At 44.4% G+C, this 14812-nt stretch carries 11 protein-coding genes; 4 read left to right on the top strand and 7 right to left on the bottom strand.

Annotation, left to right across the window (positions count from 1 at the left end; all coding sequences use genetic code 11):
- Position 1: 1 nt before the first annotated feature.
- Positions 2 to 2440 (bottom strand): DmsA/YnfE/YnfF family dimethyl sulfoxide reductase, encoded by a 2439-nt coding sequence (locus BCU34_RS07815; RefSeq protein WP_102478573.1) that lies wholly within the window; start codon positions 2438 to 2440, stop codon positions 2 to 4.
- Positions 2441 to 2639: 199 nt separating this feature from the next.
- On the opposite strand from BCU34_RS07815, the gene BCU34_RS07810 reads away from it, so the two are divergent.
- Both BCU34_RS07810 and napF read left to right on the top strand, forming a co-directional pair.
- Positions 2640 to 3206, top strand: coding sequence for a molecular chaperone TorD family protein (locus tag BCU34_RS07810; RefSeq protein ID WP_102480659.1), 567 nt, complete (start codon positions 2640 to 2642; stop codon positions 3204 to 3206).
- Positions 3206 to 3721, top strand: a complete 516-nt coding sequence (gene napF / locus BCU34_RS07805; protein ID WP_102431256.1) for a ferredoxin-type protein NapF — start codon at positions 3206 to 3208, stop codon at positions 3719 to 3721. Before BCU34_RS07810 ends, napF begins: the two co-directional genes overlap by 1 nt.
- Before the next feature lie 125 nt (positions 3722 to 3846).
- Here the strand turns inward: napF and yfaE are convergent, their stop codons facing one another.
- The 4 genes from yfaE to ubiG all read right to left on the bottom strand — a co-directional run bounded on the left by yfaE (position 3847) and on the right by ubiG (position 8896).
- Complete coding sequence (gene yfaE, locus BCU34_RS07800; protein WP_048664729.1) at positions 3847 to 4125, bottom strand: class I ribonucleotide reductase maintenance protein YfaE; 279 nt, start codon at positions 4123 to 4125, stop codon at positions 3847 to 3849.
- Positions 4125 to 5258 carry a class Ia ribonucleoside-diphosphate reductase subunit beta gene (gene nrdB / locus BCU34_RS07795; protein WP_048664730.1) on the bottom strand — a complete coding sequence of 378 codons (1134 nt, stop codon included), beginning with the start codon at positions 5256 to 5258 and terminating at the stop codon, positions 4125 to 4127. The genes yfaE and nrdB overlap by 1 nt, the downstream gene beginning before the upstream one ends.
- Positions 5259 to 5361: 103 nt before the next feature.
- Positions 5362 to 7644, bottom strand: a complete 2283-nt coding sequence (gene nrdA, locus BCU34_RS07790; protein WP_048659581.1) for a class 1a ribonucleoside-diphosphate reductase subunit alpha — start codon at positions 7642 to 7644, stop codon at positions 5362 to 5364.
- Positions 7645 to 8152: 508 nt separating this feature from the next.
- Complete coding sequence (ubiG, locus tag BCU34_RS07785) at positions 8153 to 8896, bottom strand: bifunctional 2-polyprenyl-6-hydroxyphenol methylase/3-demethylubiquinol 3-O-methyltransferase UbiG (protein WP_019821739.1); 744 nt, start codon at positions 8894 to 8896, stop codon at positions 8153 to 8155.
- Positions 8897 to 9154: 258 nt separating this feature from the next.
- Between ubiG and gyrA the strand changes: the two genes are divergently transcribed.
- Together gyrA and BCU34_RS07775 are read left to right on the top strand one after the other, a co-directional pair.
- Entirely contained in the window at positions 9155 to 11815 is a 2661-nt protein-coding gene (gyrA, locus tag BCU34_RS07780) for a DNA topoisomerase (ATP-hydrolyzing) subunit A (RefSeq protein WP_102431254.1), read from the top strand.
- 173 nt (positions 11816 to 11988) lie between these two features.
- Positions 11989 to 12618, top strand: a complete 630-nt coding sequence (locus tag BCU34_RS07775; RefSeq protein WP_102480660.1) for a tetratricopeptide repeat protein — start codon at positions 11989 to 11991, stop codon at positions 12616 to 12618.
- A 120-nt stretch (positions 12619 to 12738) separates the two neighbouring features.
- Here the strand turns inward: BCU34_RS07775 and BCU34_RS07770 are convergent, their stop codons facing one another.
- Together BCU34_RS07770 and nrfA are read right to left on the bottom strand one after the other, a co-directional pair.
- Positions 12739 to 13083 (bottom strand): rhodanese-like domain-containing protein, encoded by a 345-nt coding sequence (locus BCU34_RS07770; protein ID WP_102431252.1) that lies wholly within the window; start codon positions 13081 to 13083, stop codon positions 12739 to 12741.
- Between the two features lie 125 nt (positions 13084 to 13208).
- Complete coding sequence (nrfA, locus tag BCU34_RS07765) at positions 13209 to 14639, bottom strand: ammonia-forming nitrite reductase cytochrome c552 subunit (protein WP_170960826.1); 1431 nt, start codon at positions 14637 to 14639, stop codon at positions 13209 to 13211.
- Between the last annotated feature and the right edge of the window lie 173 nt (positions 14640 to 14812).

Here is a 14812-nt window from a genome sequence, read left to right as displayed (position 1 = left end):
CTTATGCTTTCTTTAGCGCTTTGATTTGAACTAGGTTTGTATGCTGAGGGTTACCCTTAGCAAGTGGGCTCGGGCGCTGAGTGGTCAGCACGTTGATAGAGCCTGCATGGTCGATCTTCTGACCATCTGGTGCGTACCATGCACCTTCGCCTAGCGCGACAACTCGAGGAAGGATCCTTGGTGTCACTTTCGCTGGAATGTGTACTTCGCCACGGTCGTTGAAAATACTCACCATGTCGCCGTTTTCGATACCACGTTCTTTCGCATCAATTGGGTTGATCCACAACTCTTGCGGTGCTGCTGCTTTGATTTCTGCAACGTTGCCGTAAGTCGAGTGAGTACGAGCCTTATAGTGGAAACCAGTTAGCTGAAGTGGGTACTTCTCTGCTAGTGGGTCGTTGTGGCCTTCAAAAGAATCGGCGTAAATCGGAAGAGGGTGAATCACTTCGTCTTCTTTCAATTTCCAAGTCTTCGCGATATCAGCCAGTTGCTCTGAGTAGATCTCGATCTTGCCACTTGGTGTGGTCAGTGGATTCGCTTCAGGATCTTTGCGGAAATCTTCGTAAGCGATGTAGTGGTGGTCATAGCTACGTTTGTAGATACCCAGCTCTTTCATCTCTTCGAAGGTTGGCAGTGTTGGATCGTTCTTACGAGTTTCAGCGTAAAGATGCTCAATCCATTGCTCTTGAGTACGGCCTTCTGTGAATTCTTTTTCTACGCCCATGCGTTTCGCCAGTTGAGAACACATCTCGTAGATAGATTTCGCTTCGAACTGAGGCTCGATCGCTTTTTGCGCGTAGATGAAGTAAGGCATGTTCGATGCTTTACCATCCATACACCAGTCGTCTTGCTCTGACGTCGTTAAGTCTGGCAGGATGATATCGGCGTATTTCGCAGAAGAAGTCATATGGTTATCAACCACGACAATCATTTCACACGCACTTTCATCTTGAAGAATCGCGTGAGTCTTGTTGATGTCTGAGTGTTGGTTGATGATGCAGTTACCTGCATAGTTCCAGATCATCTTGATTGGGTTTTTAAGGCGCTCTGCACCGCGAACACCATCAGTGATGTCGGTCATTTCATGGTGACGGTAAATCGCATCTGTCCACATGAACATTGAAATTGACGTTTCAACTGGGTTTGGCACAGTAGGGAAGCGAACAAACGGAATGTTGATGTCACTTTCACGAGCACCTGTTGAACCACCTGATACACCCACAGAACCAGTGAGTAGCGACAGCATCGAGATTGCACGACAAGCTAGTTCACCGTTCGCTGTACGTTGTAGGCCCCAACCTTGGTGGATTGCACATGGTTTTGCTGTGCCCATTTCACGGCCAAGCTTAACGATAGTATCAACTGGAATGCCTGTGATCTTAGAGGCCCATTCAGGTGTCTTCTCTACGCCATCTTCACCTAAACCTAAGATGTAAGATTTGTAGTCGCTGTTTTTAGGCGCTGATGCAGGCAGAGTCTTCTCGTCGTAACCTACGCAGTATTTGTCTAGGAACGGTTGGTCGACAAGGTCTTCAGTGATCATCACGTGTGCAAGACCTGCTACCAATGCAGCATCAGTTGAAGGACGAATTGGAATCCATTGATCTTCACGACCACCTGCAGTATCGGTGTAGCGAGGGTCGATGATGATCGTTCTTGCGTTCGATTTGTTTTTGCTTTCTACGTAGTGGTGGATCAGACCGCCGCCAGACATACGAGTCTCAGCAGGGTTGTTACCAAATTGGATATTAAGCTTTGTGTTCTCTAGGTCAGAGAAAGAGTTGTTGTTTGCCCAACCACCGTAGGTGTAGCTCAAGCCTTTCGCGATTTGCGCTGTTGAGTAGTCACCGTAATGGTTTAGGTAACCACCACTTAGGTTCATTAGACGAGCAATCAGCGTTTGTGCTGGTGGCCAAGATTTAGTAACCGTACCGCCAAGGGTGCCTGTACCATAGTTTAGGTAGATAGTGTCGTTACCGTAGTCTTTGATAAGGCGTTGCATAGTACCAGCGACTTCATCATAAGCCTCTTCCCAGCTAATGCGTTTAAATTTGCCTTCACCACGTTTACCAACACGTTTCATTGGGTATTTCAGGCGATCTGGGTTGTAAACACGGCGGCGCATAGAGCGACCACGTAGACACGCACGAACTTGGTGATGACCATATTCGTCAGTACCTGTGTTGTCTGTTTCTACGTATTTGATTTCACCGTTTTGTACATGCATACGTAAAGGGCAGCGAGAGCCACAGTTTACAGTACATGCACTCCATACGATTTTCTCATCCACATTCTCAGCAACTGCAGCCGCTACTGGTTTGGATTTGAAAGGTAAAGCGATACCGCCCGCGAGTGCGGCTGCACTACCTACCGCAGAAGAAGCTTTCATGAAGCCTCTTCGAGTAAGGTTCATTACCCCAGATTCTTTCTTATTCGTCATTCTAAGATGCCTATTGTTATTGATGTATAGCACTTTATAGGTAGTTTTGTTTTTGTCTTTTAATATTTAAATATTGATTGATAGGTATCAAATAAGTATGAAATTTAAATCTTATGAATTGAATGTATAAATTAGATCAAAGAATGGAATGGTTTAATTAATATAATTATCTTTAAAACCTATTACGGTATAAATAATAATGATTATCGATACGCACAAACTGTTGGGTTCGCTATTTTATAAAGCGATAAATAAAGAACAGTTGTTAACCATTGTCGAAGCCTTGGTTGAGAGTGAAGTTCTATCAGAAGAATGTCTGCTGGCACTGAGAAGTGAGCAGGAAATCGCCTTGTCTGCGGAATTTAGTCGCTTGTTTGAAGGCGTTGGAGACATGCCAGCTCCACCTTGGGGTTCTGTATACCTAGATAAAGACCGTGTTGTATTCGGCGCGTCGACTGTGGAATATCGCCAATTCTTAGAATTGAATCAAATTGAGTTAGACACTGGATTAAGAGAGCCAGAGGATCAGTTTGGTTTAATGCTATTCGCCCATGCATATTTGTTAGAAAATAATAATATCAATTCAGCTAATGAATTACTTGAGTGTCATTTATTACCTTGGTCTTCTGTTTATTTGGATAAATTAAATACAGCATCAGATTTATCATTTTATAAGCAGCTATCAAGTGATATAATAGATTGGTTTAAGTATTTAACATCTGAATATAATTTAAACGTTGCTACTAAAAAGTTATATATCGACTAATGTCTGAACAAATAAATTCAAATAGACGCGGTTTCTTAACTCGACTTTCTAAACCGGTTAAAGCAGCCGCGAATTACGAAGAGATCTCACAGCGCTTGCATTCAAGACCGCCAAGAGCGGTTGATGAGGTGCTGTTTGAGCGTCTTTGCGAAGGTTGTGGGCTGTGTGAGCAAGCGTGTCCGAATAGCGTTATTGAGATGTTAGAGGGAAGTGCACTGCTGAATTTGGATTACAACAGTTGTTCTATGTGTAACAAATGCACTGAAGTGTGTACGACTGGCGCACTTCATCCAACGGTCACACCTTATATCGACCTCAAGCCAAGCTTTGCCGATACCTGTAACAATTACATGCAAATGGATTGCTCAGCATGCCAAACTGCGTGTTCAGCAGGTGCGCTACACATCGAAGTAGGAGAGTTGCCTACAGTGGATAAAGATAAGTGTAATGGTTGTGGAGAGTGCCGAAGCGCTTGTTATATTGGCTCGGTGACTCTAAACCTGACTCAGCAATAAACGTTTGGTTAGGTGGTTGAGAACTTAAGACACGAATAGAAAAAGGGTACGCATTCCTAAAGGAAGCGGACCCTTTTTAATTCTTATTGACGATATTCGAACAAGGTGACTTAAAGCCAGTTGGCTTATGCGCGTTTTTGCTTGCTTCTATGAATAACGTTACTCAGCGATAGCTCAGTCTTTGCTTTACAGATACAAGGCAATATTTCATTACCTTGCGTGTAAGCCATAGCAAAACCAACGTACTCGACCTCACCAGAATCCAACGTGCAGCGGCAAGCGCCACAGTGGCCATCTCGGCAGTTGTATTCTGGCTCTAACCCAGCTTGTTCCATTGATTCCAACAGAGTGTTTGAAGGGTTAGATTCAATTGAAGTCAGCTTGTTGATTTTGATTGTTGGCATTACAGCTCAAATCCTTCAAAGTCGTCAGCTTTTACTTCGTTGTCGATCTGACCAACTAGGTAAGAACTGATTTCTGCTTCTTGTGGAGCAACTTGCACGTTGTCTGAAGACAACCAAGCGTTAATCCATGGAATTGGGTTCGATGTTGCTTCTGGGTAAGCGGTACCTAGACCAACAGCCTGCATACGAATATTGGTAATATACTCAACGTATTGGCAAAGAATGTCTTTATTCAGACCAATCATAGAGCCGTCTTTGAATAGGTACTCTGCCCACTCTTTCTCTTGCTCAGCTGCTTCTTTGAATAGGTCGAAACATTCTTGTTTACACTCTTCAGCGATCTGCATGAATTCGAAATCATCTTGACCGTTGCGTAACAAGTTGATCATGTGCTGTGTACCAGTAAGGTGAAGTGCTTCATCACGAGCGATTAGCTTGATGATCTTCGCGTTACCTTCCATTAGCTCACGCTCAGCGAATGCAAATGAACATGCGAAACTTACGTAGAAACGAATCGCTTCTAGTGCGTTTACAGACATTAGACATAGGTAAAGTTTCTTCTTCAGATCGTGAAGTGAAATCTTAACGTCTTCGCCGTTGATGCTGTGGTTGCCTTCACCGTAGCGGTGGTAGTCAGCCGTCAGCTTGATTAGGTCGTCGTAGTAGAAAGCGATGTCTTTAGCACGCTTCAGGATCTCTTCGTTTTCAACGATGTCGTCGAATACTACGCCTGGATCATTCACGATGTTACGAATGATGTGCGTGTAAGAACGAGAGTGAATCGTTTCTGAGAAAGACCATGTCTCAATCCAAGTTTCTACTTCAGGTAGTGATACCAATGGAAGTAGGGCAACGTTAGGGCTGCGACCTTGGATAGAATCTAGAAGCGTTTGGTACTTCAAGTTAGAGATGAAGATGTGCTTTTCATGCTCAGGAAGCTTGTTGTAGTCGATACGGTCGCTAGACACGTCTACTTCTTCTGGACGCCAGAAGAAAGAAAGCTGCTTCTCGATAAGCTTTTCGAAGATTTCGAATTTTTGTTGGTCGTAACGTGCAACGTTTACCGACTGACCCAAGAACATTGGTTCTTTTAGTTGGTCATTTTTTTGCTGAGAAAAAGTACTGTAAGCCATAAATGCCTCAAATCCTTTAAAGACCCGTAATAAAACGGACCCTGTTAATGCTTTAAACCCAGAGAAGATAACTCTTCTCTGGGGTCTTAATGTTTATTGCGGTTTAGATCTTACAACCGCCGCCTTCACAATCTTCTTCCGGCACTTGAACTGCATCGCCTTGGTCGTCTTTAGCACCATCACGAGTGTTATGGTAGTAAAGCGTCTTAACACCGTACTTGTACGCTGTTAGTAGGTCTTGAAGCAGCTTCTTCATTGGTACTTTACCGCTGTCGTAAACACTTGGGTCATAGTTAGTGTTTGCAGAGATAGCTTGGTCAACGAATTTTTGCATGATACCTACTAGGTGTAGGTAACCGTCGTTAGAACCAATGTTCCAAAGTAGCTCGTAGTTCTCTTTTAGATTTAGGAAATCTGGAACAACTTGCTTCAGGATGCCGTCTTTCGATGCTTTCACTGATACGTAACCACGTGGTGGCTCGATACCGTTAGTCGCGTTCGAGATTTGAGACGATGTCTCAGAAGGCATAAGCGCTGTTAGCGTAGAGTTACGCAGACCGTGCTCCATGATCTCTTCACGTAGAGAATCCCAATCGTAGTGCAATGGCTCTTCACATACTAAGTCGATATCTTTCTTGTAAGTATCGATTGGCAGTAGGCCTTTCGCGTAGTTGGTCTCGTGGAAAGATGGGCAGCGACCTTGCTCTTTCGCTAGTTCAACAGATGCTTTTAGCAAGTGGTATTGAATCGCTTCAAAAGTACGGTGAGTCAGGCCATTGGCGCTGCCATCAGAGTACTTAACACCATTCTTCGCTAGGTAGTATGCGTAGTTGATTACACCCACACCTAGAGTACGACGGTTCATTGTCGACTTGTATGCTGCTGGAAGCGGGTAGTCTTGGTAATCAAGAAGTGCATCCAGTGCACGAACAACCAGCTCAGAAAGCTCTGCTAGGTCGTCTAGTTCATTGATTGCGCCAAGGTTGAATGCTGAAAGCGTACAAAGTGCAATTTCACCTTCGTCATCTTCTACGTTAGAAAGCGGCTTAGTTGGTAGCGCGATTTCTAGACATAGGTTCGATTGACGAACAGGTGCAACTTCAGAATCAAACGGGCTGTGTGTATTACAGTGGTCAACGTTCTGAATGTAGATACGACCAGTAGAAGCACGCTCTTGCATTAGCAGAGAGAATAGCTCAACAGCTTTTACTGTTTCACGCTTCACTGATGGATCGTTTTCGTACTTAACGTATAGCTCTTCAAAACGGTCTTGGTTTTCGAAGAACGCATCGTAAAGGCCAGGTACGTCAGAAGGTGAGAACAGGCTGATGTTGCCACCTTGAACAAGACGAGAGTACATAAGCTTGTTCAGCTGTACGCCGTAATCCATGTGACGAACACGGTTCTCTTCAACGCCGCGGTTGTTTTTCAGTACTAATAGAGACTGAACTTCACCGTGCCATAGTGGGTAGAACACTGTTGCTGCGCCACCACGAACACCACCTTGAGAACAACATTTTACTGCTGTTTGGAAGTATTTGTAGAAAGGGATACAGCCAGTGTGGAACGCTTCACCATTACGGATTTCAGAACCAAGCGCACGGATACGACCTGCGTTGATACCAATACCAGCACGTTGAGATACGTAACGAACAATTGAGCTTGCTGTTGCGTTGATAGAATCAAGGCTGTCACCACACTCGATCAGTACACAAGAACTGAATTGACGAGTAGGCGTACGTACACCAGACATGATCGGTGTAGGTAGAGAAATCTTAAACGTAGACGATGCGTCGTAAAAACGTTTGATGTAGTCAAGACGAGTCGATTTCGGGTACTTAGCGAATAAACACGCAGCAACTAAAATGTAAAGGAACTGAGCACTCTCGTAGATTTCTTTCGTTACACGGTTTTGCACGAAGTATTTACCTTCGAGCTGCTTAACCGCTGCGTAAGAGAAGTCTAAGTCACGTTTGTGGTCGATGTACTCGTCAAGCTCGTCAAACTCAGCTTTCGTGTAGTCTTCCATAAGGTGGCTATCGTATTTACCCATATCAACCAGTTTTGCAACGTGGTCATACAGTGCAGGCGGCTCGTATTCGCCGTACGCTTTTTTACGTAGGTGGAATACAGACAGACGTGCTGCTAGATATTGGTAATCAGGAGTCTCTTCAGAGATTAAATCCGCTGCCGACTTGATGATAGTCTCATGAATGTCAGTAGTGGTGATGCCATCGTAAAACTGAATGTGAGCTTTCAATTCTACTTGTGATACAGAAACATTGTGCAAGCCTTCAGCTGCCCATGTAATCACGCGATGGATCTTCTCTAGATCGATCGTTTCTTTGCGCCCGTTACGCTTGGTAACAGTAAGTTGTTGGTTCATTCTGCTTAATTTCCCTAACAAAACTGAACAAGGCCGTGTTTTTGTGTATTTCTGTGTAACTTTTGTAAATTACGTTTCGGCTTTGTGATCTTGGTCTACCCATATATTGTAGTTCAAACACAACATATAGGGGTCATTTGTTTGTTGGGTTACAAGATAGTGCTACAACTGATATTTTTCAAGGTAAAGAAATTGGGTTGCTTGTGGATAAGTGGTGGATTGAAAAAAAACTGTAAGTGACCACTAACTGATGAGGTTAGATGTGACTTGATTGTATAAAAGTCGGCTTTTAATGATGCTTTATTTTTGCACGCCCATAAAAAAAAATCCCTTGATCTTTGACCAAAATAGGCGATGGATTTTGGGCGATTAAATTTAAATCGAGGTGGTCAAAATGGAAGCTAGCGCACGAAATTTAGACTGAAAAAAGTCGCAAACTTATGGTAATTGCAACTCTTTTCATTCGTCTTTTTTACAAAAGGTTTTACGGTAGGGCTACCGATATTTTTTAGCCAAAGTTTTGCGTGTGGACGATGTAGTTTACGTCTACATTTGTGCCTAAACGGTAAGTGTCCGTAAGAGGGTTGTAGTGCAGTCCTGTGATCCCTAATTCTTGCAGCGGCGTGTTATCAACCATCTTGATAAGTTCAGCAGGGCGAATGAATTTCTCGTGTTCATGAGTGCCTTCAGGAACAATCTTCAATAGCTTCTCTGCACCAACAATCGCAAACAAGTAAGATTTGAAGTTACGGTTCAATGTAGAAAAGAACACGTGGCCGCCCGGTTTCACCAATTTCGAACAGGCAGTGATAACAGATTGCGGATCAGGAACGTGTTCAAGCATTTCCATGCACGTTACCACATCGTACGTCTGTGGGTTCTGGTCTGCGTGGTCTTCGATAGTGCTCTGGATGTAATCGAGCTTGGTGCCAGTTTCCAATGCGTGAAGGCGCGCTACTTCTAGCGGCTCTTTACCCATGTCTAGGCCAGTCACTATCGCACCTTCAACCGCCATGCTTTCTGCAAGAATACCGCCGCCGCAGCCAACATCGAGGACTTTCTTGCCAAACAGGCCTTCCGTCTTCTCTAATACGTAATTTAGGCGCAGTGGGTTGATTTGATGTAGCGGCTTAAATTCGCCTTCTAGATCCCACCAGCGTGACGCCATGTCTTCGAATTTCTTGATTTCTGCTGGGTCTACGTTCTGTGATTTAGTCATAATCGGCATTTCCAAGTTAAATAATGCATCCATGAAATTGCAGGCATTATAACTTGCCTTTTCGCGCTGACCAGAAGATCTACAATTTTGCTAGTTTATTGGATGTAAAGTGACCATGTTTCAGCAAGATATGATGCGGAGGTGCAATTTCTCATCAATTGATTGGCTACAAGGGTCACAAGATGGTAAAAGGAGAGGGAAAGTGATGCCTCCGTAGGTAAATTTGTGTTATATTTTTCGGTCTTATACGTATTCAAAAATACGATCTGACTATAGAGGGAAAATGGCTCTATGAGCGATCTAGCGAAAGAGATCACGCCCGTAAATATTGAAGATGAGCTTAGAGGTTCATACCTAGACTACGCGATGTCCGTCATCGTTGGTCGTGCCCTTCCAGATGTGCGTGATGGCCTAAAACCAGTACACCGCCGCGTTTTGTTCGCGATGAATGTACTAGGTAATGATTGGAACAAACCATATAAAAAGTCTGCTCGTGTAGTAGGTGATGTAATCGGTAAATACCACCCGCATGGTGATAGTGCTGTATACGATACAATTGTTCGTATGGCGCAACCGTTCTCACTGCGTTACATGCTAGTTGATGGCCAAGGTAACTTTGGTTCTATCGATGGCGACTCCGCGGCTGCAATGCGTTATACCGAAGTTCGTATGGCGAAAATTGCTCACGAGCTACTGGCTGACCTTGATAAGGAAACTGTGGATTACGTACCGAACTACGATGGTACAGAACAAATTCCAGCAGTACTTCCTACAAAAATTCCTAACCTATTGGTAAACGGTGCTTCTGGTATCGCAGTAGGTATGGCTACCAACATTCCACCACATAACCTTGGTGAAGTTGTTGATGGCTGTTTGGCTTACATCAATAATGAAGAGATCACTATTGATGAGCTAATGGACTACATTCCTGGTCCTGACTTCCCAACAGCAGCACTTATCAGTGGTCGTAAAGGCATCGTTGATGCTTATAAGACTGGCCGCGGTAAGGTTTACATGCGTTCAAAAGCGGATATCGAAGTAGAGAAGAATGGTAAAGAAACCATTATCGTTACTGAGATCCCTTACCAAGTAAACAAAGCTCGTTTGATCGAGAAGATTGCTGAACTGGTTAAAGATAAGAAAGTCGAAGGCATCAGTGCACTGCGTGACGAATCTGATAAAGATGGTATGCGTATTGTTATTGAATGTAAGCGTGATGCAGTAGGCGAAGTGGTTCTAAACAACCTATACGCTCAAACTCAACTGCAAACGACTTTCGGTATCAACATGGTTGCGTTGAACAACGGTCAACCACAGTTGTTCAACATCAAAGACATGCTTAAGTGCTTCGTAGACCACCGTCGCGAAGTTGTTACACGTCGTACTATCTTCGAACTGAAGAAAGCGCGCGATCGTGCACACATCCTTGAAGCGTTGTCTCTAGCACTTGCTAACATCGACGAAATCATTGAGCTTATTCGTAACGCTCCAACACCAGCTGAAGCAAAAGCTGGCTTAGTTGCACGCGGTTGGGATCTTGGTAACGTTGCTTCAATGCTTGAGCGTGCTGGTACTGATGCGGCTCGTCCTGATTGGTTGGAAGACCAATACGGCATCCGCGATGGCCAATACTTCCTAACGGAAACACAAGCACAAGCTATTCTAGAACTTCGTCTTCACCGCCTAACTGGCCTTGAGCACGAGAAGATTCTAGACGAGTACAAAGCACTTCTAGAAGAAATCGCTGAGCTAATGCACATCCTTGCAAGCACTGAGCGTTTGATGGAAGTTATCCGCGAAGAACTTGAAGCGGTACGTGAAATCTATGGCGACGAGCGTCGTACAGAAATCACAGCTGCAGTTCATGACATCGACATGGAAGAGCTGATTGCTCAAGAAGACGTTGTAGTAACGCTTTCTAACGCAGGTTACGTTAAGTACCAAATCCTAAGCGACTACGAATCTCAACGTCGTGGTGGTAAAGGTAAGAGTGCAACTAAGATGAAAGATGAGGATTACATTGAGCGTCTGCTTGTTGCTAATACTCACGATAACATCCTATGTTTCTCTACTCGTGGTAAGACATACCGTCTGAAAGTTTACCAACTACCATTAGCAAGTCGTACTGCTCGTGGTAAGCCTATCGTGAACATTCTTCCTCTAGAAGAAGGTGAACGTATTACGGCTATCCTGCCTGTTTCTGAGTTCTCTAACGAGAAATTCATCTTCATGGCAACAGGTGACGGTACAGTTAAGAAGACATCTCTGGATCAATTCGCAAACGTACGTGCTAACGGCCTAATCGCAGTTAACCTACGTGACGACGATTCACTGATTGGCGTTGACATCACTAACGGTGATAGCGACATCATGCTGTTCTCTAAATCGGGCAAAGTTGTTCGCTTTAACGAGGACAAAGTACGCGCAATGGGCCGTACTGCCTCTGGTGTTCGTGGTATGAAGCTTCCAGAAGACGATCAAGTGGTTTCACTGATTGTTCCTTCTAACGAAGGCGATATCCTAACTGTGACTCAAAATGGTTACGGTAAGCGTACTGAGCTAGCAGAGTACCCAACGAAAGGCCGTGCAACGCAAGGTGTAGTATCTATCAAAGTCTCTGAACGTAACGGCCCAGTTGTTGGCGCTGTTCAAGTTGAAGAAGGCGATGAAATGATGATGATCACCGACGCAGGTACACTAGTACGTACTCGCGTAGCGGAAGTAAGCCAAGTTGGTCGTAACACTCAAGGTGTAACACTGATTCGTACTGCTGAAGACGAGAATGTTGTAGGTCTACAACGTATCGACGAAGTAGAAGAAGCTGAGATTGTAGAAGGCGAAGCTGAAGAAGCAAATGCTGAAACTATCAACGCTGAAGTTGCTGAATCAAGTGAAGAGCAAGCATCAGATGCTTCTGACTCTGAAAGTGATAGCGAGCAAGACACTGAGTAATCTCGATTACGTTAAGTAATTAAGCTTACCATTGAAAAAACCGAGCCTAAGTGCTCGGTTTTTTATTGTCTGCTCGTTTATTCTGATTGGCGTAAATCCTAATAGCTAAGTCTCGATCAATATTGCCTGATTGGGAAAGTGGTAAACTTAAAGGGTTGATAAAGGAGTGTGGAATGGACATCTGGTTGTTGGTTGCGTTAGTACTAATTAGCCTGTTTTTGATCGTGGTCGTTATTGCCGCGAGCGACAATGGTAGTCATCTAAAAGGCAATGTGGTGATTTCCCTTACTGCAGTGGCTCTGAGTGTGCTTGTCTGGTCTCAAATGAAACAGGAGACACCCCAACTTCCTTTGGATGATAGCAATGGTTACACGGCAACAGATTTCGAAGGTGAGCTTCAACAAAGCCTCAAACAAGATCCGAATCAATCCGATTTGTGGTTTAAGCTGGGTGGTGTGTATATGCAGAAAGGGGAGTTTGATGCAGCGTTCACCTGTTATGACTACGCGATTCGGTTGGATCCTCAAGCACCATCGGGCCTTTATGCGGCCAAAGCAACCGCACTTTATTACCTCAGCTCTCAAGCTATGAGTGATGAAGTGAATGCGTTATTGGATCACTCAATGGAGCTTGATCCCAATGATCGTACGGCATTGATGCTGATTGCGACCGATCATTTCATCAGCATGCGCTATCAACAAGCGATTGATGCGTGGACTCAAATCCTCGACTCCAATCAAAAGGGGATTGATCGCGTTTCGATTATTCACTCGATCAACCAAGCCAAACAGATGATCCGCTAAGCTTGGTCAATAGGCTGTTCTTCCTGATTAGCTTTTGAAGCTATTTGTCTTTGAAACGATTAGCCTTTGAAACGACTTACCTTTGAAGCGTTTAGCCTCTAAAGCCATTAATCTCTCAAGCTATTGGCTTTCTTGCATTTCTATTAACCCACCTGCGTTGTGGATTTGAGTAAATCCTTGAGCTCGCAAGAATTGATAGGCTTGTCCTGAACGATTACCACTGCGGCAATACAAAACGATCGGTTGGTCTTTATCTATCTTGGCGAAGTGAGTAGCGACTTCAGAAAGAGGGTAGTTGATGGCGTTGTCCAGATGCCCTTGTTCGAACTCTGCAGGTGTTCTGACATCAACCACTAATGCGCCTTTCTCTATTAATTCCCACCCTGTCTCAGCACGCTCAGAGGCGTAAACGCCTGAACTGAGTAGTGCGATACATAATGCTGAAAGTGAAAGTAAGGTTTTCATTATATATTCCTTGAATTGGCGAGTGGATTGGGGAGGAGATATTAATGTGTATTGCCCCAAACCTAAAAAACCAGCCACACAATAATAGTGTGACTGGTTTTTACGTAATGGTCTAATTGAAGAAACTAGTATTCGTAGCTGGCTTCACGCTTTTCAGCTTGCTCTTCCCATTTAGGAACAACTGTGTCTAAGAAGTGTTGTTTTTCAGCGTTCATCTTATCCATGTCCATTCCAAGCGCTTTTTGAGCCGCCTCTTTGGTTGAGATGTCTGGAATCTCGATTGGATCAGTGATGCCTTTCTTCGCCAGTAGACGAACAATCTTAGTACGAGCATCGGCTGCGCGGTCAACGGCAGTGCCTAGCACTTCTAGAGCGATTTCAGGTGCATGCATATGAACGCCGTGAGATGCAATAGCGTAGTCCCAACGCCATTGAGCGTGACGGATATCCAGTAGGATAGGCTCCATCTCTTGCTCTGTCGCACCTGCTTCCCATGCCGCGCCTGCTTCAAAGTGAGCGGCAACGATTTGTTTCTCAGCGGTCAGCTTCATGTTTAGCACTTGAGCTTTACGGCTTGAAACGATGTTACGCATGGTTTCTTTAGATTGAGTGTGACAGTTTGCACACGTATCTTCGAAGCGGTCGAATGGGTTACCCACTTTATGGTCGGTATAAACGGTGCCATCTTCTTTGGTCACTTTCGGCATATGACAGTCAACACAAGCAACTTTGTTTTTGCCGTGAATGCCTTCACGCCACGTTTCATAGCCAGGGTGCTGTGCTTTTAGCATTGGCGCTTTAGATACTTTGTGCGTCCAATCTTTAAAGCCGATTCCATCGTAATACTCTTCCATTTGCTCAACACGAGTCCCTTTGTCCCAAGGGAATTTCACGCCTTTTGTTGGCCCTGTGAAGTAGTATTCCACATGACATTGAGCACAAACGGAAGCTTGTTGATCTAAGCGACCTTGGTCTTCAAACTTCTTACCAATCGCATCGAACGCACGTTCAACATAAGGACGCGTCACCTTCAGTGCTGGCTCACCATTTTTAAAGCCTTCGCTTTGGGTATCGTGACAGTCGGCACAGCCAATAGGGTTCACAATCTCGTTGCCAAGACGTGCCCATTTACCTTCAAAGTAACCGTCTTCACCACGCTCTTCGATAACACGTGCTACGTCTGGGCTTTTACAGCTCCAGCACGCCATTGGCATAGGGCCAGAGTTTTCGTCCGTTGGGCCGCCAGTACGAAGTGTTTGTCGTACATCGTCAATCGCATAAAAGTGACCACGTGCCTTGTTGTAATCTTTTGCGAAGCCGTAGCCAGCCCACATGATAACCATGTTGGGATCTTCTTTTAGTGCGTCTTCAATGGTTTCGCTTTCTGAAGTCTGTCTCCATGAATGATATTGATCTGGGTGGTTTTGCTCGAACTGGTCGTTACGAGGGTCGCCAATTTCTTTTTGTTCAGACGCAGCAAAACTGGTTGCGCTTGCTAGTGATGCGCTAACCATTAATAGTGCTGTGACCGAATTACGTATCCAATGCTTTTTCACAGTGATATCTCCAATATACTGATTCTTATACCAAGCGTTGTGAGTTTGCTATTCAAATTAAGAACTGGAGAATTCCTGTTTATATTAATTCATAAACAAACACATTTTGTTACGTGTTGGATATAGCTTGTCTTAGATCAATTAATGGTAGTGACTTCAATCACGTTGAAGTT

Origin of the sequence: Vibrio sp. 10N.286.45.E10, from assembly GCF_002874195.2 — a bacterium.
GTDB lineage: Bacteria > Pseudomonadota > Gammaproteobacteria > Enterobacterales > Vibrionaceae > Vibrio > Vibrio crassostreae.
This window is presented reverse-complemented; position numbering and strand designations above follow the sequence as displayed.